This is a genomic window from Streptomyces sp. NPDC027672 (assembly GCF_055566335.1).
Window position 1 is genome coordinate 1 of the sequence record NZ_JBVHSO010000006.1, and the last position, 20,255, is coordinate 20,255.

Below are 20,255 nucleotides of genomic sequence, written 5' to 3' on the forward strand. Positions count from 1 at the left end.
GCTCGTTCCACGTGAAACATCGCGTCTACGGAGGTCAGCGCCCTCTCAGCCCGGTGCTCCGAGCTCCCGCGTGTGCAAAGGTGCCTCCACGCTAGTGTCATGTGTGGCGCGCTGAACAGTGGGCCCCCACTCGTTCTTGGGATGATCTGGCGGTGACCAGGATGGAGCAGTACCCGCACCAGCCGCCCGGGCCGCGCCGTCAAGACGGCTCGGAAGGGGGCGCCGGCCCCGGCCACGGAACCCCGGAGGGCGGCCGTGCAGCCGGGGAAGGCGGCGGTGAAGCCTTTGGCGAGGGCCGTGACGTCTTCGCCGGGGGCCATGGAGCCCCCAGCGACGGCCGTGAAGCCGGCCGTGCGCACGGTCACTCGCACGGGCACAGCCACGGTCCTGCGGCCCCGGTCTCCCATCACCTGCGCAAGGTGATCGCGGCGATCCTGGTTCCCTTCACCGCGGCGGTGCTGGTCGGACTCGTGGTGCTCTGGCCCGGAGACGCCCCGTCCCACAAGCGCACCGGCGTCGGCTTCGACCGGCAGACCCAGCAGGCCACGGTCACCCGGGTCACCGAACTGAGCTGCACGGCGGCGAACGCCTCCGGTGTCCCACCGACCGGCGACACGTCCACCGCCGAGGGCAGTTCGGCGCAGCAGCAGGCCGACGGGACCTGCAAGAAGGCGACCATCCGGGTGGACACCGGCAAGGACAAGGGCCGTACGTTCACCGAGATCGTGCAGCCGGACCAGCCGCGCCAGCTCCACCAGGGCGAGAAGGTCGTGGTCGCCTACGAGCCTTCGGCCCCGAAGAACCTGCAGTACGCGGTGACCGATGTGAACCGGACGTTCCCCATGGCCCTGCTCGCGGGTGTCTTCGCGGTGGCCGTGGTCGTGGTGGGCCGGCTGCGCGGTGTCATGGCCCTGGTCGCGCTGGCCGTCAGCTTCCTGGTGCTGACGCTGTTCATCCTGCCGGCGATCCTCCAGGGCGGGGACCCGCTGCTCGTGGCCGTGGTCGGGTCGAGCGCCATCATGCTGATCGCCCTGTACATGTGCCATGGCCTGTCGGCCCGTACGTCGGTGGCGGTGCTCGGCACGCTGATCTCGCTGTCGCTGATCGGCGGGCTCGGCTCGCTCTTCATCGGCTGGGCGGCGCTGACCGGCAACACGGACGACAGCACCGGTCTGATCCACGGGCTGTATCCGTCGATCGACATGAGCGGCCTGCTGCTGGCCGGTGTCATCATCGGTTCGCTCGGCGTCCTGGACGATGTGACGGTCACCCAGACCTCGGCCGTCTGGGAACTGCACGAGGCGAACCCGTCGATGGGCTGGCGCGGGCTGTACCGGGCGGGCATCCGGATCGGCCGTGACCACATCGCGTCCGTGGTCAACACCCTGGTGCTCGCCTACGCCGGTGCCGCGCTGCCGTTGCTGCTGCTGTTCTCGATCGCGCAGAGCAGCGTCGGGACCGTGGCCAACAGCGAGCTGGTGGCCGAGGAGATCGTGCGCACGCTGGTGGGCTCGATCGGCCTGGTGGCCTCGGTCCCGGTCACCACGGCACTGGCCGCCCTGGTCGTCTCGGCCGACCGGTCCCGCCCGGACGCCACGGCCCCTGCCGGGGCACGGCCCGCACCGGCACGCGGCGGCCGGGGCCGACGCCGGAAGCGGTGAACGCGGGCCGGCGCCCGAAGCCGTGAGCGCGCGTGAGCCCGTCCGCAACGGAAGCGACGCGGGTGCATGCGGGCCGCGGGCCTACCGCAGAAGCGTTCCTGCAGCACGTCCCACGGGACGGCGGAGCGCCCGCGCTCCGAGCCGTAAGGCTTCAGCCGGCGCTCTGCTCCTCGGCCAGGATGCGGTCCAGGGCCTCGTCGAGATGCGCGTCGAAATCGGCCAGCGCGGCCTCCTGACCCAGCGGCACCAGCTTGTCCGTGCGGTCGAGGAAGGCCACGAGCGGAGGCGCCGACGAGCGGAACAGGGCGTGGTCGCCGCCGACCTGAAGCCGGATCAGCACCTCGCCCAGCACCTCGGAATCGGCGGGAGCGATCCGCACGTCCCCCTCCCCGCACGGACGGCCGACGCCGTCGATCAGCAGTTCGCGCCCGAACGCCCAGGTCACCGGAGCGTCGCCGGGCAGATGGAAGGTGAGGCGGATGGCATAGGGATCACTGGTCTCGTAGCGCAACTCCACCGGGATGCGGAAGGAGAGCTCCTCCGACACGAGAAAGCTCATCATGACTTCTGCCTGTACGGACTCGCGCATCGCCTACCCCGTCGTAAGACGTCGACTGGCCGGGATTAACCCCTCTGACCGTGTTCAAATCTTGCTGAAAGTACACAGTGAATCACAAGGAGTAAGTTTTCAGATACTGATAGCGAGAGTGAGCGATTCCAGATGCCGCCCGATCTCCGTATGCAGCCGGTGGGCCGCGGGCAGCAGCCGGTCGGCCTGGTGGGCGGGGAGCGAGATGGCCACCATGGCCGCGGTGGCGCCGGCCGTGATGGGGACCGCCGCGCAGACCGTGCCGACCGCGTACTCCTGGCGCTCCACCACCGGTTCCATCCGGCGCATCCGGGCCAGCCGGCGCAGCAGCGTGTCGTTGTCCCGCACCGTGTACGGCGTGAGGGCGCGCACGGGGTACCGCGCGAGATGGTCGCGCCGGGCGTCCTCGTCCAGTTGGGAGAGCAGGCACTGCCCGACGGCGTGCGCGTGGCCGGTCTCGCGGAAGTCCGCCCACTCCTCGACCGCCGGTGCCTGGCGGGACTCGGAGACGCACAGGACCTCGATCTCGCCGTCCCGGTACATCGCGTAGTACACCGGCGCGCCAAGAAGGTCGCGCCAGTGCGCGAGGGTGTCCGCCATCATGCTGCGACGTTTCTGCTGCGCTCCGCCGCGGGCCAGCCGCTCGGCGGCGTCCCCGAGGAAGAACAGCCCCTTCTCCCGGCGCAGATAGCCCTCGTGCACCAGGGTGCGCAGCAGGTGGTACGCCGTGGGCAGCGCGAGACCGGTCTCGCGGGCGAGTTGTTTCGCGGGGGCGCCGTAGGGGTGCGTGGCGACGGTCTCCAGCAGGCGCATGGCGCGCTGGACGGATCCGATCAGCGTGACGGCGGGCGGAGCGGCGGACGGGGGTCCCGGCGGGCCGGCGGAGCGCACCGGTCCGGAGACCTCGACGGTGCCGGCGGAGCCGGAGATGTCCACCGTGTGCACGGAGAGCTGGGCGGGGACGGTGAGGGGGGCGGGTCGCGGGAAAGGCGGTGCGCAGGAGCGCGGTGCGACGGCACGGGCTTGGGGATCGGCGAGGGCGGTGTCAACCGTGGGCAAGGGGTCACTCCCGAAGCGCGAGGGGGGAGCCCGTGCGGCGGGAAGGGCACGGGGGGATCTGCGCCACCCACGGAGCCGGGGCCCCGCGGGGAGTTCCGGACTCTAACCGTCCACCGCCGTGCCCGGACGGCTCGCGGTCAAACTTCCCTCCCCCGAGGGACGGGGCTCACGTCACCGCTGACCGGTGCCCGGGCGCCTCACCAGTCGCTACGCGACGAGGAGCTCCCCATGAACTTGCGCACGACGTAAATCAGTCCAGCGACCAGGGCGACGAAGACCAGCGCCTTGAACAGCAGCCCGATCACGAATCCGACCACGGTCGCTATCAGGCCGCCGAACACGACCAGGGCGATGACCGGCACCGCGACCCACTTCACCCACCACGGCAGTCCCGCGAATATCTCTCGCATCGCCCTCGTCCTCTGTCTCGTGCGTTGTTGATGTTCCGCACTCGATGCTAGGGCCGCGAGGGCTCTCGACGGGGGTTCCGCACCCCTTGTCCTCCCCTGATCCGTCCCCTAGGGAACCCCGAGAAGCGGGCTCACGCCTCGGGCGGAGAGAACACGACGAGCACCCTGAGGTCCTCGCTGACGTGGTGGAACCTGTGGGTGACCCCGGCGGGCACGTAGACGACGCTGCCCCGCGCCACCTCGGTCGTCTCCGCACCGACGGTGAGGGAGGCCCGCCCGCTGACCACGAAGTACACCTCGTCCTGGCGGTGCGGCTGCTGCGGGTCCCGCTCGCCGGCGTCGAGGGCGTACAGGCCCACCGACATGTTCCGCTCCCGCAGGAACTGCAGGTAAGCACCCTCGTTGGCGACGCGTTCCGCCTCCAGTTCGTCCAGCCGGAATGCCTTCATCGCCCCTGCCGTCCTCGCCTCACCGCTCACGGTTCCCCTGCTCTCCATCGCCCCGCCGGTCGCACGTCCGGCCGGGACCGGCCCGGTCTGCCACGATCAGACACATGAGGAATTTCCTAGTCAAGACGATCGCCAACGCCGGCGCCCTGGCGGTCGCGGTCTGGCTGCTCGACAAGATCACTCTCACCGGTGACGGCACCGCCAAGAAGGCCGGCACGCTGATCGTCGTCGCGCTGATCTTCGGCTTGGTGAACTGGCTGGTCAAGCCGATCGTGAAGGTGCTCACCTTTCCGCTGTTCATCCTGACCCTGGGTCTGATCACCCTGGTGGTGAACGCGCTGATGCTGCTGCTGACCTCCTGGGTGTGCGGCAAGCTGGACCTGAGCTTCCATGTGCAGGGCTTCTGGACGGCCGTCCTCGGCGGTCTGATCATCTCCATCGTCTCCTGGGCGCTGCACATGGTCCTGCCCGACGAGGACTGAGCGCACATGACCTACCGCGTCTGTTTCGTGTGCACCGGCAACATCTGCCGCTCGCCGATGGCCGAATCCGTCTTCCGCGCGCGCGTGGCGGAGACCGGTCTGGAGGACCTGGTGGCGGCGGACAGCGCCGGCACCGGCGGCTGGCACGAGGGGGAGCCGGCCGACCCGCGCACCGTCTCCGTCCTGGAGGAGCACGGCTATGGCGCCGAGCACACGGCCCGCCAGTTCCTGCCGTCGTGGTTCGCCCGGCTCGACCTCGTGATCGCCCTCGACGCCGGCCATCTCCGGGCCCTGCGCCGTCTCGCGCCCACCGAGGAGGACGCGCGCAAGGTCCGCCTGCTGCGCTCCTACGACCCCGCCGCCGGTGACGACCTCGACGTACCGGACCCTTACTACGGAGGCCGGGAGGGCTTCGAGGAGTGCCTTGAGATGGTGGAGTCGGCGAGCGTCGGTCTGCTCGCCGCCGTACAGGAGGAACTGGAGGGACGGGCCGCATGAGCGATGGCACGAAGGACGAGGGCCGCACCGGTGACGGCACGCGCGCGGTACGGGCCGGGCTGCCCGAGCCGGTCAAGCACGAGCCGACGCTGCCCGGGCCGGTGTTCGCCGCCCACTTCCACCTGCCCGGCGAGGTGACGGGACCGTACTCGTACGGCCGTGACGACAACCCGACCTGGACGCTGCTGGAGCGGGCCATCGGCGAGCTGGAGGCGCCCGGGCGGGAGGACGTGGAGACGCTGGTGTTCGCCTCCGGCATGGCGGCGATCTCCTCCGTGCTGTTCTCCCAGCTGCGCGCCGGGGACGCGGTCGTGCTGCCCTCGGACGGCTATCAGGTGCTGCCGCTGGTCAGTGCCCAGCTGGAGGCCTACGGCATCGAGGTGCGCACCGCGCCGACCGGCGGTGACGCCCAGCTGGAGGTGCTCGACGGGGCGCGGCTGCTGTGGATCGAGTCCCCGTCCAACCCCGGGCTCGACGTGTGCGACATCCGGCGGCTGACGGAGGCGGCGCACGCGCGTGGCGCGTTGGTCGCCGTCGACAACACGCTGGCCACGCCGCTCGGGCAGCGGCCGCTGGAGCTGGGCGCCGACTTCTCCGTGGCCAGCGGCACCAAGCAGCTCACCGGACACGGTGACGTCCTGCTGGGCTACGTCGCCGGCCGCGACGCCGAGGCGATGGCCGCCGTGCGTCGCTGGCGCAAGATCGTCGGTGCGATCTCCGGGCCCATGGAGTCCTGGCTCGCGCACCGCTCCATCGCGACCCTCCAGATGCGGGTGGACCGGCAGAACGCCACCGCTCTGGTGGTCGCGGAGGCGCTGCGGCAGCGGTCTGAAGTCTCCGGTCTGCGCTACCCGGGTCTGCCCGAGGACCCCTCGCACAAGATCGCGGCGCAGCAGATGCACCGCTACGGCTGTGTCGTCTCGTTCACCCTGCCCACGCGGGCGCGTGCCGAGCGTTTCCTCGCGGCTCTGCGTCTGGTGGAGGACGCGACCAGCTTCGGCGGGGTGCGCTCCACGGCCGAGCGCCGCCGCCGCTGGGGCGGGGACGACGTTCCGGAGGGCTTCATCCGGATGTCCGTGGGCGCGGAGGACCCGGAGGACCTGGTCGCCGACATCCTGCGTGCCCTGGACGAGTCCGCCGAGTAGTTCCGCAGGTGCCGGCCGCCGTCGGCGTCAGGACGGTCCGGGCCTCCCTTGCCCGGCTCGGACCGCTTGCGGCTGACGGCTCCGCCCGGCCGCCGCGCCTGGCGGAGCCGTCACCGGAGCGGTGAGCAGGCAACACTGTCGGGTCGTGATGCTTTGCCATGTTTCACGTGGAACCAGCGGGGCCACATTTCTCCCATGACCGTCCGACCCGTGGTCAAGCGCACCGCCCGTGCCGTTCTCCTGGACGGTGACGACCTGATCCTGATCAAGCGCACCAAGCCCGGTGTCGACCCCTACTGGGTCACTCCCGGTGGTGGCGTCGAGCCCGGCGACTCGACCGTCGTGGACGCCCTGCACCGGGAGGTGCACGAGGAACTCGGCGCCAAGATCATCGATGTGGTGCCGTGCTTCGTGGACACGGTCGAGCACATCGGCGAGGACGGCGGCGCGACCGGCGTCAAGGTGCAGCACTTCTTCGTGTGCCGGCTGGAATCCATGGACCCGGCCCAGCGCCATGGCCCCGAAGTGGACGAGCCGGCCGGTGAGTACGAGATCGTCCGCATCCCGTTCACCCGCGTCGGCATCGCCTCCGTCCACCTCGTCCCGCTGTCCCTGCGTCACTACCTGGACGGCAACATCGAGGGAGTGCGCGCCATGCACGCCCCCGACCTCGGCTGACCGGCGGCTGACGGCCGGGTGCGGCCCTGTTTCGCCACGCCGCAGAAGGCCGGGAGCATGGCTCGATGTTTCACGTGAAACACCGGGCAGTTGTCCGTGGGTTGTGTACAGAGCCACGAGATGGCCAAAAGCGCGTGCGCCACATCGAAACGGGTGGACGGCGGGGGCGTCATTCGGACAGCCTGACCTGCGTGCCAACTCCTTCCCTCGCCGCTCTGCCCATCCGTCGTCTGACGCTCCGCGATCTCAGCGCCTGCGCCGACCTGTCCGAAGACCGGGGGTGGCCACGTGAGGAACACAAGTGGGGCTTCCTCCTCACCGCCGGCAAGGGATTCGGCATCGACGACCCCCAGGGCGGTCTCGTCGCCGCCTGTGTGGTCACCGAGTACGGCGCGTGGGGGCAGCCGGATCTCGGAGCCATCGGCATGGTTCTGGTGGCCGGACGCCACGCCCGTCAGGGTGTCGGACGCCGCTTGATGCGGCACGTCGTATCGAGCATGGGGACCACTCCGCTGACCCTGCACGCCACGCCGAACGGCCGGCCTCTCTACGAGGAGCTGGGCTTCAAGGTGACCGGCCGGGCCGAGATGCTGAGGGGCCGCTTCTCTCCCGGTGGACTGGAGCCGGCGGTCTTCACACGCGCTGCCACCGCGGAAGACCTGCCGGCGATCGTGCGCCTCGACGAGGAGGTGTTCGGCACCGATCGCACGCCCCTGATCACCCGGTTGCCCGCGTTCGCCGATCAGCTGCGGGTCGCCGAAGAGGACGGCCGGCTCATCGGTTACACGGCCGCCTGGCCCAACATGGACACCCATGTCGTCGGCCCGCTGATCGCGCGGGACACGGAGACCGCCAAGGCACTCATCACCTCGCTGGCGGCCCGTACGGAACGTCCTCTGCGTACCGACATCGACGTGCGCCACGAGGAACTGCTGGACTGGGTGAAGGAGCGGGGGCTGACCTCCGTGGCCTGTCACTCGGTGATGACCTACGGCATGCCGGACCTGCCGGGGGACTGGAGCCGGAGGTTCGCCCCGCTGACGGTCGCCGCGGGCTGACCGTCCACGCGCGTCGGCCCCGCCGCTCGGGGCGGCGGGGCCGAGGTCACGCGGTCCGGCTACGGGCTCAGGCGAGTGCCTGTACGGCCGCGGCGGCGAAGCCGTGGTCCTGCTCCGGCGTACCGCCGCCGACACCGATCGCACCGATCAGCCGGCCGTCCCGGTGGACGGGGACGCCGCCCGCGATGAACAGCAGGGGCCGGTCGAGGGCCGTGGGCAGGGTGTGGAAGAGACCGCCGGGCTGGACGGCGTCGACGAGACCGGCGGTGGGCGCGTCGAGCTGGAGGGCCGTGTAAGCCTTGCGGGTGCTGGTCTCACCGGAGATCAGCACGGCCCGGTCGTCCCGGCGGAAGGCGAGCAGGTGACCGCCGGCGTCCAGGACGGTGACGCTGACGGTGGCTCCGGCGTCCTCGGCCGCCCGGCGGGCCGTGGCGACGAGCAGCTCGGCGTCCTCGGTGGTGAGCGGGGTGACGGCGGTGGTGCTCATGGAACTGTCTCCTTGGGTGGTGCCGTGGTGGGTGCTTGCCGTGCCGGGTGAGCCCCGCACGGACGTCTGATGGGGAAGTGGCGAGTCGCGCAGGGTGCGGGCGGCTCAGTGGTGGACGGGCGTCCGCCGGTCCGCCGGGTCCCCGGAGGCCACCGCGCTGCCGTGCGCACCTTCCCGGCGCTCCAGGGCGGCGGAGAGGAGGGCGAGGAGCAGGGCGGCGGCGGCGAGGGCGGCGCCGACCCAGTTGGGGGCCGTGTAGCCGAGGCCGGCCGCGATCACCATGCCGCCGAGCCAGGCGGAGAGGGCGTTGCCCAGGTTGAAGGCGCCGATGTTCACGGCGGACGCGAGCGTCGGGGCGCCGTGCGCCTGGTCCAGGACGCGCTTCTGCAGCGGCGGTACGGTGGCGAAGCCCAGGGCGCCGATCAGGGCGATGGTCACCGCGGCCGCGACCTTGTTGTGGGCGGTGAGCGTGAAGAGCGCCAGGACGACGGCCAGGGCGCCCAGGGACACGTACAGCATCGGCATCAGGGCGCGGTCGGCGAACTTGCCCCCGAGCAGGTTGCCGCCGACCATGCCGAGACCGAACAGGACCAGCAGCCAGGTGACCGAGCCGTCGGCGAATCCGGCGACGTGGGTCATCATCGGCGCGATGTAGGTGATGGCCGCGAAGACTCCGCCGAAGCCGAGGACGGTCATCGCCATGGCCAGCAGGACCTGGGCGTTCTTGAAGGCGGCCAGTTCGTGCCGGAGGTGGACGCCCTCCGGGCGGGGCAGCTCGGGCACCAGCTTGGCGATGCCCGCGAGCCCGACGACGCCGAGGCCGGCGACGATGCCGAAGGTGACGCGCCAGCCGACGTGCTGGCCGATGAGCGTGCCCAGCGGGACGCCGACGACGTTGGCGACGGTCAGCCCGGTGAACATCATGGCGATGGCGCCGGCCTTCTTGTGCGGGGCGACCAGTTCGGCGGCGACGACCGAGCCGATGCCGAAGAAGGCACCGTGAGCGAGGGACGCGACCACTCGTCCGACGAGCATGACCGCGAAGGCCGGGGCCACGGCGGAGAGCAGGTTGCCGGCGATGAACAGGCCCATCAGCAGCATCAGCATGCGCTTGCGCGGGACCTTGGTGCCGAGCACGGTCATGAGCGGGGCACCGATGACCACGCCGAGCGCGTAGCCGGTCACGAGCAGGCCCGCGGTGGGGATGGAGACCCCGAAGTCGCCCGCCACCTCCGGCAGCAAGCCCATGATCACGAACTCGGTCGTTCCGATTCCGAAGGCCCCGATCGCGAGGGCCAGAAGCGCGAGAGGCATGAGGGGAGTACCTTCCCAAAAGATTGCAGGGGCGCTTTACCTTCGCCCACAATAGTTGCATACGCGGGCTAGTGGCAAACGCTGACTATTGCGCACGTGCTCTACGCTGGTGTGCAGCCCCGGGACGGAGGAAACGCCCATGACAGCGACGGACCCCGCGCTCACCGCCCTCGCCCAAGGCTGGTGCGCCCTTTCTGCACTGCACGGAAGGATCGAGGCGCACATCGAGCGCGCCTTGCAGGCCAAGCACGACCTGAGCGTGCGCGAGTACTCACTGCTGGACGTGCTCAGCAGGCAGCACGCCGGCGAGGGCGGACACCTGCAGATGAAGCAGGTCGCCGACGCGGTCGTACTGAGCCAGAGCGCCACCACACGGCTGGTGAGCCGGCTGGAGGCGCGCGGTCTGCTGGAGCGCTATCTGTGCCCCACCGACCGGCGCGGGATCTACACCGACGTCACCGCGGCCGGCCTGCGCCTGCTGGACGAGGCGCGGCCCACCAATGACGCCGCGCTGCGCGAGGCCCTGGACGACGCCGCGAAGAACCCCGAACTCGCGCCGCTGGTCCGGGTGGTGGAGTCGCTCAGCGCACCCGCCTAGGGGCTTTCGTTGGGATCACCCCGCGAGCCCGGCGTGATCCCAACGAGAGGCCCTAGGCTGCGCGCATGAACGATCTTGAGATACGCGCGGCAACCGCCGACGATCTGCCGGCGATCGTCGCGATGCTCGCCGACGATCCGCTCGGCGCCCAGCGTGAGTCACCCGGCGACCTGTCGCCGTACCGGACCGCGCTGGAGCGCCTCGACGCCGATCCGAACCAGCATCTCGTCGTCGCCGTACGCGAGGGCCGGGTGATCGGAACCCTGCAGCTCACGGTCATTCCCGGGCTCTCGCACCAGGGAGCCTCCCGGGCGCTCATCGAGGCGGTGCGCATCCATGCCGACGAGCGGGGCAGCGGACTCGGCAGCCGGATGATCGGGTGGGCGGTCGACACCGCCCGGGGACTGGGCTGCCGGATGGTGCAGCTCACGTCCGACAAGACGCGCACCGACGCCCACCGCTTCTACGAGAGGCTGGGTTTCACGGCCTCGCACGAGGGCTTCAAGCTGCGGCTCTGACTGCCCTCCGCAGCGCCTTGGGGGGTGTTTCACGTGAAACACCCCCGGGACGGCTCCGACTAGCCGATGCCGCGCCACCCCTCCGGGTGCACACCGCCGGGCACCGCGGCCTGAGGGTCGTACGGCTGACGGGTGAACACGAACGAGCCGAGATCGAGATGGCTCACAGAACCGTCCGGCCGCCGGACGGGCCGGAGCCGCTCACCGGCGTAATAGCCCTCCAGTCCGGTCCAGGTGCCGTCGCCGTTCGCCTGGAAGCGGGCCCTGCGGCCACCGCCGGCCAGCGGCGCGAGGGAGAGAAGGCCGTCCGCCGTCGCGCGCAGTCCGAAGGCCTGGGTGCCCCAGTACCACTGACCCACCAGTTCCAGCACCGCCGGGTCGACCTGGCGCAGCGGCCGCCAGGGTTCCGGGATGCGGGGCTCCGCCTCGGCGACGATCCGGACGAGGTCCGCTCCCACGGCACCCAGCAGCGGCCCGCTGGTGCAGTTGGCGAGCACCACCGCGGCGACATCGTCCTCCACGCTGAGGGTGAGGTTCGCCAGGAAACCCGGCAGGGAACCGGAGTGGCCGACGAGCAGCCGGCCGTCCCGGTGCTGGATCTGCAGACCCAGGCCGTACGTGACCCCGTCCACCACGTCCGCTGCCTCGGCGGGTGCCGCCGGCGTCCGCATCTCCCCCACCGACCGCGCGCTCAGCACCCGTTCGTCTCCCCGGGCGAGGAACACGGCGAACCGTGCCAGGTCCCCGGTGGTCGACCAGAGCTGGCCGGCCGGCGCCATCCGGCCCAGGTCCTCCACCGGCTCGGGCAGCATCGCGTCGGCCCACGGGTGCACGGCCCAGCCACCCGCGTGCGGCGGGTCGGGCCGGGTGCTCGTCCGGTGCAGTCCGAGCGGCTCCAGGATCTCGCGGCGCAGCACCTCCTCCCAGGGAGCACCACGCAACTCCTCCACCAGGGCGCCGAGCACCGTGTAGCCGGGGTTGGAGTAGTGGTGCCGCCGGCCGACGGGGTGCAGCAGCGGCTGCTCGCCCAGCACATCGCTCAGTTCGGGCCGCAGCGAGCCGGGCGTCCGCTCCCACCAGGGCGCGGGCGACTCCGCCGCGAGCCCCGCGGTGTGGGCGAGCAGTTCCGCGATCGTCGCCTCGCCCGCGCCGGTGCCCGGCAGATGCTTCTCCAGCGGGTCACCGAGGTCGAGCAGCCCTTCGTCGCGCAGCCGCAGCACCAGCACGGCGGTGAAGGTCTTGGTGATGGACCCGATCCGGTACTGCACGGTCTCATCGGGGGCGTGCCCGTCCACCGAGGTGCGTCCCCCGTGCCACACGGCCCGCCCGTCCCGTACGACGGCGGCGACCAGTGAAGGAGCCCGTCCCTCGCTCTGGGCGACGGCGATCCGGTGCAGCAGGGCACGCTCGGTGCCCGGGAGCAGCGTTTGCTGAGTTGTCGTCATGGGCCCAGTCCACCGGTTGTGCCGGCCGGCGTCGAATGCATTTGCCACGGCCGTGACCTCGGGGGTCTCCCGCCCGGCCGTCGCCTTCGCCACGCCGAGCCTCCCGCTGTCCAGCGGATCTCCGGGCCCTTCTCCGCGTGTCACCTGGAGAGGCGGGCCTCGATGCCGTCGAGCAGGAAGTCGAGGCCGGTCCGGAAGGTGTGGTCGGCGTCCAGGTGAGCGGCATCGCGCACCACCGTGGCCAGCACGGGGAATCGGCCGGTGGCGAAGGTGCGCTCCAGATAGGGCCCGAGCGCGGCCTGCCAGTGCTTCTCATCCATCCCGGTGGCCCGCTCGGCACGCCGTTCGGCGATCTCCCGGCGCACCGCGCCGATCACGTACGCGTTGACCGCGGCGACCACCGGCATGACGGCGTCCAGTTCCACGCCGCCCAGGGCGGCCACCACGGTCTCCCCACAGGCCAGCGCGTGCGGCCCGAGCTGGGGCCGGCCACCCAGGAGGTCGGCGAGCCATTCGTGCTCATGAGCGGCGTGCCGAGTGGCCTCGGCAAGAGACCGGAGCACCTCCCGCCAGCCGTCCCCGGCCGGCCGGATCTCCGCGTAGGCGGCGTCGACCATCAGGTCGAGCAACTCCTCCTTGCCAGCGATGTAGCCGTACAGCCGCATCGGACGGACGTCCAGCACGGTGGCGACCTTGCGCAGCGACACCGCCTCCAGGCCGTCCGCGTCGGCCAGCCGGATCGCCGCCCGTACGATCCGCTCCCGGCTCAACGGCGCCGGCACAGGGCGATTCGGCGGCTCCGGCCTCTCCCACACCAACATGCGGCCAACGCTACCTCGCATTGAGCGATACGGTGTATCGGTCCATACGGTGTATCGAGGAGAGGCAACCATGGCCATCGCCATCATCGGAGCCGGCCTCGGCGGTCTGGCCCTCGCCCGCGTGCTGCACGTGCACGGCATCGACGCCGTCGTGTACGAACGCGAACCGTCACGCGGTGCGCGCGCCCAGGGCGGCATGCTCGACATCCACTCCGGCCAACGGGCGCTGCGCGAGGCCGGTCTGCTCGACCGGTTCCACGCGATGGCCCGTGGCGCGGGCCAGGACATGCGTCTTCTCGAGCCCGACGGCACCCTGCTGCTCCAGGAGGACACGCCCGACGACGCCCCGCTGGACCGGCCCGAGGTGGACCGCGCCGATCTGCGCGACCTGCTGCTGGACTCCCTCCCCGACGGCGTGGTGCGCTGGGGGCGCGCGTTCGTATCCGCCGACGACGGCCTGCTGCACTTCGCCGACGGCGGCAGTGCGACATATGACCTGCTGGTCGGCGCGGACGGCGCGAACTCCCGGGTCCGCACCCTGCTCACCGACGCCCGCCCGGCGCATACCGGCCAGAACGTCATCGAAGTCAGCATTTCCGACATCGACCGCACACACCCCGAACTCGCCGCGATGGTCGGGCGCGGCAACTACTGGGTGCTCGGCAACGGGGTGTCCTTGGCGGCGCAGCGCAACGGCGACGGCCGCGTGCGCATCGGCCTCAGCTTCTACAACACCGCCGATGACTGGTTCGCGGCCAGCGGGATACCGTTCGACGACCCGGCCGCCGCCCGGGCGCGGCTGATCGACCTGCTCCCCGGCTGGGACCCGCGCTTCACCGCGCTGATCGCGGCCTGCGACGACACCATCGCGCCGCGGGCGATCAGCGCCCTCCCAGTCGGCCTGACCTGGCCGTCGACGCCAGGCGTCACGCTGCTCGGCGATGCCGCGCACCTGATGCCGCCGGTGGGGCAGGGCGCCAACATGGCGCTGCTGGACGGCGCCCTGCTCGGCCTCGCCCTGGCCGCGCACCCGGACGACTTCGCCGCCGCCGTCCACGACTACGAAGACGAGATGTTCGCACGCGCCGGCGCGGCCGCCCGGATGTCCGCGGACATGCAGCAATCGCTGGCGTCCCCGGACGCCGCCCGGAACATGCTCGCCTTCTTCCGGCCTGACTGAAGGTGACGCGCGGCCGAGGCGCCTGCCGCTGTACCGCTCAGGGGCCGGATCAGGTCTGGGCCATGTCCACGAAACGGGAGTAGTGGCCCTGGAAGGCGACGGTGATGGTGGCCGTGGGGCCGTTTCGGTGCTTGGCGACGATCAGGTCGGCCTCGCCCGCGCGCGGGGACTCCTTCTCGTAGGCGTCCTCGCGGTGCAGCAGGATGACCATGTCGGCGTCCTGCTCGATGGAGCCGGACTCACGCAGGTCGGAGACCATCGGCTTCTTGTCGGTGCGCTGCTCGGGGCCACGGTTGAGCTGGGAGAGCGCGATGACCGGAATCTCCAGCTCCTTCGCCAGCAGCTTGAGGTTTCGGGACATGTCCGAGACCTCCTGCTGACGGCTCTCGGCACGCTTGGAGCCGCCGGACTGCATCAGCTGGAGGTAGTCGATGACGACCAGCTTCAGGTCGTTGCGCTGCTTCAGGCGCCGGCACTTGGCCCGGATCTCCATCATGGACAGATTCGGGGAGTCGTCGATGTAGAGCGGCGCGGCGGACACGTCCGGCATGCGGCGGGCGAGCCGCGTCCAGTCCTCGTCGGTCATCGTGCCGGAGCGCATGTGGTGGAGGGCGACCCGGGCCTCGGCGGACAGCAGTCGCATCGCGATCTCGTTGCGGCCCATCTCGAGCGAGAAGATGACGCTCGGCAGGTTGTGCTTGATGGAGGCGGCCCGCGCGAAGTCCAGCGCGAGGGTCGACTTACCCATGGCGGGACGGGCCGCGATGACGATCATCTGCCCGGGGTGGAGGCCGTTCGTCAGCGAGTCGAAGTCGGTGAAACCGGTGGGCACGCCCGTCATCTCGCCGCTGCGCGAACCGATCGCCTCGATCTCGTCGAGAGCGCCCTCCATGATGTCGCCGAGCGGGAGGTAGTCCTCGCTGGTGCGCTGCTCGGTGACGGCGTAGATCTCCGCCTGGGCGCTGTTGACGATCTCGTCCACGTCGCCGTCGGCCGCGTATCCCATCTGCGTGATGCGCGTGCCGGCCTCGACCAGGCGGCGCAGGACGGCCCGCTCGTGGACGATCTCCGCGTAGTACTCGGCGTTGGCCGCCGTGGGGACGGTCTGGACCAGGCTGTGCAGATACGCGGCGCCGCCGACCTTGTTGATCTCACCGCGCTTGGTGAGTTCCGCGGCGATGGTGATCGGGTCGGCCGGCTCGCCCTTGGCGTAGACGTCCAGGATGGCCTGGTAGATCGTCTCGTGCGCCGGTTTGTAGAAGTCGTGGCCCTTGAGGATCTCCACGACGTCGGCGATGGCGTCCTTGGACAGCAGCATGCCGCCCAGCACGGACTGCTCGGCGTCCAGATCCTGCGGCGGCACCCGCTCGAAGGAGGAACCGCCGCCGTCCCAGGCGCCGGACTCCCGGCCCCGGTCGTGCTGCTCGTCGCGCCCCCGGCCGCCGTCACCGCGCCGCCGGGAGGACGGCAGGCGATCGCTGGGTCCGCTGTCGGCCCACGGATCGTCCAAGGGCTCGGAAATGCTCACCGAGCCACCTCCTCCCGTCCGCAGGGCGGACCTCGCCGTGGCCTCTTTTGTACGGCACGACACTGACAAATGAGAGGCCCAACTCCGGTTCAGACGCGTCGGGTTTATGACGGTTCCCGGCCCGGACGAAGGACGCGTGCCGGGCCGCGAAAAGGAGCGGGCGCCGGACCACGGTAGGCCCGTCGGCACCGTCAGCCAATCTGGTTATCCACAGGCCATGTGGACGACGGCCCGGATGCTGTGGAGAACTCGCCGAAACCTGTGCACGAGCCGGTGGACAGCCCTGTGAACAAGCCCTCGATCTTCTCGGCGCCAAGCCCCTGACCTGCTGCTTTGTGATCCACCGGCTGTGCAGAAGAAAAACTTCCCCGGTCGGGCCAAGATCGCTTCGAACGGTGCCCGAAAGGACACGGCCCGAGATCAAAAGTAAGGACCACTAGCCGATTGCATCTGTTACCTGTGGACGATTACATTGATGCTCATGACACAGGCTCCAGAGATCCCCCAGGCCACCCGTCGGCGGCACGACCGAGAAATCGTCGCGCTGGCCGTTCCGGCCTTCGGTGCCCTCGTCGCCGAGCCTCTCTTCGTCATGGCGGACAGTGCGATCGTCGGCCATCTCGGGACCGCGCAGCTCGCCGGTCTCGGCGTTGCCTCGGCGCTGCTCACCAGCGCCGTGAGCGTGTTCGTCTTCCTCGCCTACGCCACCACGGCCGCCGTCGCCCGCCGTGTCGGCGCCGGTGATCTCCCGGCGGCGATCCGGCAGGGCATGGACGGCATCTGGCTGGCCCTGCTGCTCGGTGCCGCCGTCATCGCCGCCGTCCTGCCCCTCGCCCCCGGGATCGTGGACCTCTTCGGTGCCTCGCCGACCGCTGCCCCGTACGCCACCACCTATCTGCGCGTCTCCGCGCTCGGCATCCCCGCGATGCTCATCGTGCTCGCCGCGACCGGAGTGCTCCGCGGCCTGCAGAACACCAGGACCCCGCTCTACGTCGCCGTCGCCGGCTTCATCGCCAACGCCGTCCTCAACGCCGTACTCGTCTACGGCGCCGGGCTCGGCATCGCCGGCTCGGCCTGGGGAACGGTCATCGCACAGTGCGGCATGGCGGCCGTCTATCTGACGGTGGTCGTCCGCGGAGCCCGCCGGCACGGCGCGCCCCTCCGGCCCGACGCCGCCGGTATCCGGGCCTCGGCCCAGGCCGGTGTGCCCCTGCTGGTGCGTACGCTCTCCCTGCGGGCGATGATCATGCTTGCGACGGCGGTCGCGGCGCGGCTCGGTGACGCCGACATCGCCGCACACCAGATCATCCTGTCCCTGTGGAACCTGCTGGCCTTCGCACTCGACGCGATCGCGATCGCGGGGCAGGCCATCATCGGCCGCTATCTCGGCGCGGACGACTCCCAGGGAGCGCGTCAGGCCTGCCGTCGCATGGTCCAGTGGGGCATCGCGACCGGCGTCGTCCTGGGCGTGCTCGTCGTGCTGGCACGCCCGCTCTTCCTGCCCCTGTTCACCAGTGATTCCGCGGTCAAGGACACCGCGCTGCCCGCCCTGCTGCTGGTGGCGCTGGCGCAGCCCGTCTGCGGGATCGTCTTCGTTCTGGACGGAGTCCTGATGGGTGCGGGCGACGGGCCGTATCTGGCGTGGGCCATGGTCATCACGCTGGCCGTGTGCTCGCCGGTGGCCCTGCTGGTCCCCACGCTCGGCGGCGGTCTCACGGCGGTCTGGGCGGTGATGGCCTTGATGATGACCGTCCGCATGCTCACCCTGTGGCTGCGGACCCGCTCGGGCCGCTGGATCGTGACGGGCGCGACCCGCTGACGGTTTCACGTGAAACATGCCCCGGCGGCCGCGCCCGTCACGGGGCGCCCGTCATACGCCCGGCCATACGAAAGGGGCCGCACCTTGCGGGTGCGGCCCCTCTCAGCAGCTCAGTCGAGCGCTGCGATCACGCGGCGGTCAGGCCGCGACGACCTCGACGTTGACCTTGGCGGCAACCTCGGGGTGCAGACGCACGGACGTCTCGTGGGCGCCCAGGGTCTTGATCGGAGCGGACAGCTCGATACGGCGCTTGTCGACCTCGGGGCCACCGGAAGCCTTGATCGCGGACGCGACGTCAGCCGGGGTGACGGAACCGAAGAGGCGGCCGGCGTCGCCGGAGCGGACGGCCAGGCGGACCTTGACGCCCTCGAGCTGGGCCTTGATCTGGTTGGCCTGCTCGATGGTCTGGATCTCGTGGATCTTGCGAGCGCGACGGATCTGCTCGACGTCCTTCTCGCCGCCCTTGGTCCAGCGGATAGCGAAGTTCCGCGGGATCAGGTAGTTGCGAGCGTAACCGTCCTTGACGTCGACGACGTCGCCCGCGGCACCGAGGCCGGAGACCTCGTGGGTGAGGATGATCTTCATGAGTCGGTCACCCTTCCCTTATCGCGCGGTGGACGTGTAGGGCAGCAGCGCCATCTCACGGCTGTTCTTGACGGCCGTGGCGACGTCACGCTGGTGCTGCGTGCAGTTGCCGGTCACGCGGCGGGCACGGATCTTGCCGCGGTCGGAAATGAACTTCCGCAGCATGTTCGTGTCCTTGTAGTCCACGTACGTGACCTTGTCCTTGCAGAAAGCGCAGACCTTCTTCTTAGGCTTGCGCACAGGCGGCTTCGCCATGGGGTTTCTCCTGTGTGATCAAGAAGTTGGGGTACGACCCACCCTCGCCACGGACCGGCCCGGAAGGGCTGGCCCGACGGTTTAGAAGGGGGGCTCGTCCGAGTAGCCGCCACCGCCGCCGGAGCTGCCGCCCCAGCCGCCGCCGCCCTGGTTGCCACCGGCGGGAGCACCGCCGGCCGCCCACGGGTCGTCGGCCGGAGCACTGCCCTGGCCGCCACCCTGGCCGCCGCCGGGGCCACCGCCCCAGCCGCCGCCCTGGCCGCCACCGCCGCTGTAACCACCCTGGCCACCGCGAGCGCCACCGGCGGTCTTGGTGACCTTGGCCGTGGCGTTGCGCAGGCTGGGGCCGACCTCGTCGACGTCCAGCTCGTAGACCGTGCGCTTGACGCCCTCGCGGTCCTCGTACGACCGCTGCTTCAGCCGGCCCTGCACGATGACGCGCATGCCTCGCTGGAGCGACTCGGCGACGTTCTCCGCCGCCTGGCGCCAGACCGAGCAGGTCAGGAAGAGGCTTTCGCCGTCCTTCCACTCGTTCGTCTGGCGGTCGAAGGTACGGGGAGTGGACGCGATGCGGAACTTCGCGACCGCCGCACCGGACGGGGTGAAGCGCAGCTCGGGGTCGTCGACAAGATTGCCGATGACCGTGATGACGGTCTCGCCTGCCATGGGGGAACCTCTCGGCGGGTTTGCTGCTCTGGCTGCTTGGTTGCTGCTACTCGGATCCCGGGATCAACCGAGCCGGACGGCTCAGCGGGTCTCGGGGCGGAGGACCTTGGTCCGGAGGATCGACTCGTTCAGGTTCATCTGGCGGTCGAGCTCCTTGACGACCGCAGGCTCGGCCTGCAGGTCGATGACCGAGTAGATGCCCTCGGGCTTCTTCTTGATCTCGTAGGCGAGACGACGACGGCCCCAGGTGTCGACCTTCTCGACCTTGCCACCGCCGTCACGGACGACGGACAGGAAGTTCTCGATCAGCGGGGAGACAGCGCGCTCCTCAAGATCGGGGTCGAGGATGACCATCACCTCGTAGTGACGCATGTGGAACCCACCTCCTCTGGACTCAGCGGCCACGGTCGTTCCGTGGCAGGAGGGTTGTTATGCGTACGCAACGGTATCGGCCGCCACTGACCATCAGGGTTCCCTCAGGGGAGCCGGGCAGTGTGACCTGAGCAGGTCTCGGGCAGACACCAGTGCAGACGGTACAGACTACCCGCACACCCGCTTCCGGTTGAAATCCGGCCGCAGGTACGGACAATCTGTACACATCGGGTGTGCGCGGCGCTACGATGCGCCGCCTTCCGCAGGAGGTGCCCATGGCACAGGCAATGCAGTCCAACACCGCCGGCTCGCTCTTCGCCACGGACGGCAAGGCCCATCCGCTGCAGGACGCCCTGATGGCGGTGACGCTCGCCCTGGGGCTGCTGTCCTTCATCACGGCCTTCTTCCACAGCCTCCACCTGCTCACGTCGTGGGCGGGCCTGGTGGCACTGTGCACCGGTGTGTACGGGCAGTGGGTCTCGGTGACCACGCGGGAGCGGTTCGGCCTGATCCTGGGTCTCGGTGCCGCGGGAGTCGGTTTCCTGATCGGCATGGCCCACGGCGGTCTGTTCGGCGGAGTCATCGGCTGACCTCGCCGGGGGCCGAGGCCCGTATGCCCAGTCGGGGCGCTCTCCGGG

General features: G+C 70.5%; 24 protein-coding genes. 11 read left to right on the forward strand and 13 right to left on the reverse strand.

What is annotated here, in order from left to right; all coding sequences use genetic code 11:
* The first annotated feature begins 161 nt into the window (after nt 1-161).
* Complete coding sequence (locus tag ACZ4SV_RS15845) at nt 162-1,661, forward strand: YibE/F family protein (protein WP_468005336.1); 1,500 nt, start codon at nt 162-164, stop codon at nt 1,659-1,661.
* 151 nt (nt 1,662-1,812) lie between these two features.
* Here the strand turns inward: ACZ4SV_RS15845 and ACZ4SV_RS15850 are convergent, their stop codons facing one another.
* The 4 genes from ACZ4SV_RS15850 to ACZ4SV_RS15865 all read right to left on the reverse strand — a co-directional run bounded on the left by ACZ4SV_RS15850 (nt 1,813) and on the right by ACZ4SV_RS15865 (nt 4,168).
* Nucleotides 1,813-2,250, reverse strand: a complete 438-nt coding sequence (locus tag ACZ4SV_RS15850) for an SsgA family sporulation/cell division regulator (RefSeq protein ID WP_365872927.1) — start codon at nt 2,248-2,250, stop codon at nt 1,813-1,815.
* A gap of 99 nt (nt 2,251-2,349) precedes the next feature.
* Complete coding sequence (locus tag ACZ4SV_RS15855; protein WP_468005338.1) at nt 2,350-3,141, reverse strand: IclR family transcriptional regulator; 792 nt, start codon at nt 3,139-3,141, stop codon at nt 2,350-2,352.
* 365 nt (nt 3,142-3,506) lie between these two features.
* Nucleotides 3,507-3,719, reverse strand: coding sequence for a DUF5326 family protein (locus ACZ4SV_RS15860; RefSeq protein WP_365872929.1), 213 nt, complete (start codon nt 3,717-3,719; stop codon nt 3,507-3,509).
* Between the two features lie 131 nt (nt 3,720-3,850).
* Nucleotides 3,851-4,168 carry a cupin domain-containing protein gene (locus ACZ4SV_RS15865; RefSeq protein ID WP_397936596.1) on the reverse strand — a complete coding sequence of 106 codons (318 nt, stop codon included), beginning with the start codon at nt 4,166-4,168 and terminating at the stop codon, nt 3,851-3,853.
* A gap of 104 nt (nt 4,169-4,272) precedes the next feature.
* On the opposite strand from ACZ4SV_RS15865, the gene ACZ4SV_RS15870 reads away from it, so the two are divergent.
* From ACZ4SV_RS15870 to ACZ4SV_RS15890, 5 genes are all read left to right on the forward strand, one after another.
* On the forward strand, nt 4,273-4,650 hold the full coding sequence (locus tag ACZ4SV_RS15870; RefSeq protein ID WP_365872933.1) for a phage holin family protein: 378 nt from the start codon (nt 4,273-4,275) through the stop codon (nt 4,648-4,650).
* 6 nt (nt 4,651-4,656) lie between these two features.
* Nucleotides 4,657-5,148 carry a low molecular weight protein-tyrosine-phosphatase gene (locus tag ACZ4SV_RS15875; RefSeq protein WP_468004824.1) on the forward strand — a complete coding sequence of 164 codons (492 nt, stop codon included), beginning with the start codon at nt 4,657-4,659 and terminating at the stop codon, nt 5,146-5,148.
* The gene (locus tag ACZ4SV_RS15880; RefSeq protein ID WP_365872937.1) at nt 5,145-6,293 is read left to right on the forward strand and encodes a cystathionine gamma-lyase; all 1,149 of its coding nucleotides are present in this window, start codon (nt 5,145-5,147) and stop codon (nt 6,291-6,293) included. The genes ACZ4SV_RS15875 and ACZ4SV_RS15880 overlap by 4 nt, the downstream gene beginning before the upstream one ends.
* 195 nt (nt 6,294-6,488) lie before the next feature.
* Nucleotides 6,489-6,971 (forward strand): NUDIX hydrolase, encoded by a 483-nt coding sequence (locus ACZ4SV_RS15885; RefSeq protein ID WP_365872939.1) that lies wholly within the window; start codon nt 6,489-6,491, stop codon nt 6,969-6,971.
* A 191-nt stretch (nt 6,972-7,162) separates the two neighbouring features.
* The gene (locus ACZ4SV_RS15890) at nt 7,163-8,029 is read left to right on the forward strand and encodes a GNAT family N-acetyltransferase (protein WP_468004827.1); all 867 of its coding nucleotides are present in this window, start codon (nt 7,163-7,165) and stop codon (nt 8,027-8,029) included.
* A gap of 67 nt (nt 8,030-8,096) precedes the next feature.
* Here ACZ4SV_RS15890 and ACZ4SV_RS15895 read toward each other — a convergent pair whose 3' ends face one another.
* Nucleotides 8,097-8,516: a GlcG/HbpS family heme-binding protein gene (locus ACZ4SV_RS15895; protein WP_365872943.1), complete on the reverse strand. Its 420-nt coding sequence runs from the start codon at nt 8,514-8,516 to the stop codon at nt 8,097-8,099.
* Between the two features lie 105 nt (nt 8,517-8,621).
* Nucleotides 8,622-9,830, reverse strand: coding sequence for an MFS transporter (locus tag ACZ4SV_RS15900; RefSeq protein ID WP_468004830.1), 1,209 nt, complete (start codon nt 9,828-9,830; stop codon nt 8,622-8,624).
* A gap of 139 nt (nt 9,831-9,969) precedes the next feature.
* On the opposite strand from ACZ4SV_RS15900, the gene ACZ4SV_RS15905 reads away from it, so the two are divergent.
* Complete coding sequence (locus ACZ4SV_RS15905) at nt 9,970-10,428, forward strand: MarR family winged helix-turn-helix transcriptional regulator (RefSeq protein ID WP_365872947.1); 459 nt, start codon at nt 9,970-9,972, stop codon at nt 10,426-10,428.
* A 65-nt stretch (nt 10,429-10,493) separates the two neighbouring features.
* A complete protein-coding gene (locus ACZ4SV_RS15910; protein WP_365877389.1) occupies nt 10,494-10,946 on the forward strand; it encodes a GNAT family N-acetyltransferase in 453 nt (150 codons plus the stop codon).
* A gap of 59 nt (nt 10,947-11,005) precedes the next feature.
* On the opposite strand, the gene ACZ4SV_RS15915 is transcribed toward ACZ4SV_RS15910, so the two are convergent.
* Nucleotides 11,006-12,391, reverse strand: coding sequence for a serine hydrolase domain-containing protein (locus ACZ4SV_RS15915; RefSeq protein ID WP_468004832.1), 1,386 nt, complete (start codon nt 12,389-12,391; stop codon nt 11,006-11,008).
* A 140-nt stretch (nt 12,392-12,531) separates the two neighbouring features.
* Nucleotides 12,532-13,212 (reverse strand): TetR/AcrR family transcriptional regulator, encoded by a 681-nt coding sequence (locus ACZ4SV_RS15920; RefSeq protein ID WP_468004834.1) that lies wholly within the window; start codon nt 13,210-13,212, stop codon nt 12,532-12,534.
* Between the two features lie 70 nt (nt 13,213-13,282).
* On the opposite strand from ACZ4SV_RS15920, the gene ACZ4SV_RS15925 reads away from it, so the two are divergent.
* Entirely contained in the window at nt 13,283-14,392 is a 1,110-nt protein-coding gene (locus ACZ4SV_RS15925; protein WP_468004836.1) for an FAD-dependent oxidoreductase, read from the forward strand.
* Between the two features lie 49 nt (nt 14,393-14,441).
* On the opposite strand, the gene dnaB is transcribed toward ACZ4SV_RS15925, so the two are convergent.
* Nucleotides 14,442-15,920 (reverse strand): replicative DNA helicase, encoded by a 1,479-nt coding sequence (dnaB, locus tag ACZ4SV_RS15930; RefSeq protein ID WP_365877397.1) that lies wholly within the window; start codon nt 15,918-15,920, stop codon nt 14,442-14,444.
* Nucleotides 15,921-16,401: 481 nt separating this feature from the next.
* On the opposite strand from dnaB, the gene ACZ4SV_RS15935 reads away from it, so the two are divergent.
* Nucleotides 16,402-17,739 (forward strand): MATE family efflux transporter, encoded by a 1,338-nt coding sequence (locus tag ACZ4SV_RS15935; RefSeq protein WP_468004839.1) that lies wholly within the window; start codon nt 16,402-16,404, stop codon nt 17,737-17,739.
* Nucleotides 17,740-17,877: 138 nt separating this feature from the next.
* Here the strand turns inward: ACZ4SV_RS15935 and rplI are convergent, their stop codons facing one another.
* The 4 genes from rplI to rpsF all read right to left on the reverse strand — a co-directional run bounded on the left by rplI (nt 17,878) and on the right by rpsF (nt 19,617).
* Nucleotides 17,878-18,324 (reverse strand): 50S ribosomal protein L9, encoded by a 447-nt coding sequence (gene rplI, locus ACZ4SV_RS15940; protein ID WP_365877401.1) that lies wholly within the window; start codon nt 18,322-18,324, stop codon nt 17,878-17,880.
* A gap of 18 nt (nt 18,325-18,342) precedes the next feature.
* Complete coding sequence (rpsR, locus tag ACZ4SV_RS15945; RefSeq protein ID WP_003949403.1) at nt 18,343-18,579, reverse strand: 30S ribosomal protein S18; 237 nt, start codon at nt 18,577-18,579, stop codon at nt 18,343-18,345.
* An 81-nt stretch (nt 18,580-18,660) separates the two neighbouring features.
* Nucleotides 18,661-19,245, reverse strand: a complete 585-nt coding sequence (locus ACZ4SV_RS15950; RefSeq protein ID WP_365877403.1) for a single-stranded DNA-binding protein — start codon at nt 19,243-19,245, stop codon at nt 18,661-18,663.
* Between the two features lie 81 nt (nt 19,246-19,326).
* On the reverse strand, nt 19,327-19,617 hold the full coding sequence (gene rpsF / locus ACZ4SV_RS15955; RefSeq protein WP_365877405.1) for a 30S ribosomal protein S6: 291 nt from the start codon (nt 19,615-19,617) through the stop codon (nt 19,327-19,329).
* A gap of 275 nt (nt 19,618-19,892) precedes the next feature.
* Between rpsF and ACZ4SV_RS15960 the strand changes: the two genes are divergently transcribed.
* Nucleotides 19,893-20,207: a hypothetical protein gene (locus ACZ4SV_RS15960; protein ID WP_365877407.1), complete on the forward strand. Its 315-nt coding sequence runs from the start codon at nt 19,893-19,895 to the stop codon at nt 20,205-20,207.
* Nucleotides 20,208-20,255 lie beyond the last annotated feature (48 nt).

Coding starts and splice junctions, on each gene's coding strand:
- ACZ4SV_RS15865 (WP_397936596.1), bottom strand. CDS start 4,168: ATGAAGGCATTCCGGCTGGACGAACTGGAGGCGGAACGCGTCGCCAAC.
- ACZ4SV_RS15900 (WP_468004830.1), bottom strand. CDS start 9,830: ATGCCTCTCGCGCTTCTGGCCCTCGCGATCGGGGCCTTCGGAATCGGA.
- ACZ4SV_RS15885 (WP_365872939.1), top strand. CDS start 6,489: ATGACCGTCCGACCCGTGGTCAAGCGCACCGCCCGTGCCGTTCTCCTG.
- ACZ4SV_RS15920 (WP_468004834.1), bottom strand. CDS start 13,212: ATGTTGGTGTGGGAGAGGCCGGAGCCGCCGAATCGCCCTGTGCCGGCG.
- ACZ4SV_RS15935 (WP_468004839.1), top strand. CDS start 16,402: ATGACACAGGCTCCAGAGATCCCCCAGGCCACCCGTCGGCGGCACGAC.
- ACZ4SV_RS15845 (WP_468005336.1), top strand. CDS start 162: ATGGAGCAGTACCCGCACCAGCCGCCCGGGCCGCGCCGTCAAGACGGC.
- ACZ4SV_RS15915 (WP_468004832.1), bottom strand. CDS start 12,391: ATGACGACAACTCAGCAAACGCTGCTCCCGGGCACCGAGCGTGCCCTG.
- ACZ4SV_RS15950 (WP_365877403.1), bottom strand. CDS start 19,245: ATGGCAGGCGAGACCGTCATCACGGTCATCGGCAATCTTGTCGACGAC.
- ACZ4SV_RS15905 (WP_365872947.1), top strand. CDS start 9,970: ATGACAGCGACGGACCCCGCGCTCACCGCCCTCGCCCAAGGCTGGTGC.
- ACZ4SV_RS15875 (WP_468004824.1), top strand. CDS start 4,657: ATGACCTACCGCGTCTGTTTCGTGTGCACCGGCAACATCTGCCGCTCG.
- ACZ4SV_RS15910 (WP_365877389.1), top strand. CDS start 10,494: ATGAACGATCTTGAGATACGCGCGGCAACCGCCGACGATCTGCCGGCG.
- rpsR (WP_003949403.1), bottom strand. CDS start 18,579: ATGGCGAAGCCGCCTGTGCGCAAGCCTAAGAAGAAGGTCTGCGCTTTC.
- rplI (WP_365877401.1), bottom strand. CDS start 18,324: ATGAAGATCATCCTCACCCACGAGGTCTCCGGCCTCGGTGCCGCGGGC.
- ACZ4SV_RS15870 (WP_365872933.1), top strand. CDS start 4,273: ATGAGGAATTTCCTAGTCAAGACGATCGCCAACGCCGGCGCCCTGGCG.
- ACZ4SV_RS15895 (WP_365872943.1), bottom strand. CDS start 8,516: ATGAGCACCACCGCCGTCACCCCGCTCACCACCGAGGACGCCGAGCTG.
- ACZ4SV_RS15860 (WP_365872929.1), bottom strand. CDS start 3,719: ATGCGAGAGATATTCGCGGGACTGCCGTGGTGGGTGAAGTGGGTCGCG.
- ACZ4SV_RS15925 (WP_468004836.1), top strand. CDS start 13,283: ATGGCCATCGCCATCATCGGAGCCGGCCTCGGCGGTCTGGCCCTCGCC.
- ACZ4SV_RS15960 (WP_365877407.1), top strand. CDS start 19,893: ATGGCACAGGCAATGCAGTCCAACACCGCCGGCTCGCTCTTCGCCACG.
- ACZ4SV_RS15850 (WP_365872927.1), bottom strand. CDS start 2,250: ATGCGCGAGTCCGTACAGGCAGAAGTCATGATGAGCTTTCTCGTGTCG.
- rpsF (WP_365877405.1), bottom strand. CDS start 19,617: ATGCGTCACTACGAGGTGATGGTCATCCTCGACCCCGATCTTGAGGAG.
- ACZ4SV_RS15880 (WP_365872937.1), top strand. CDS start 5,145: ATGAGCGATGGCACGAAGGACGAGGGCCGCACCGGTGACGGCACGCGC.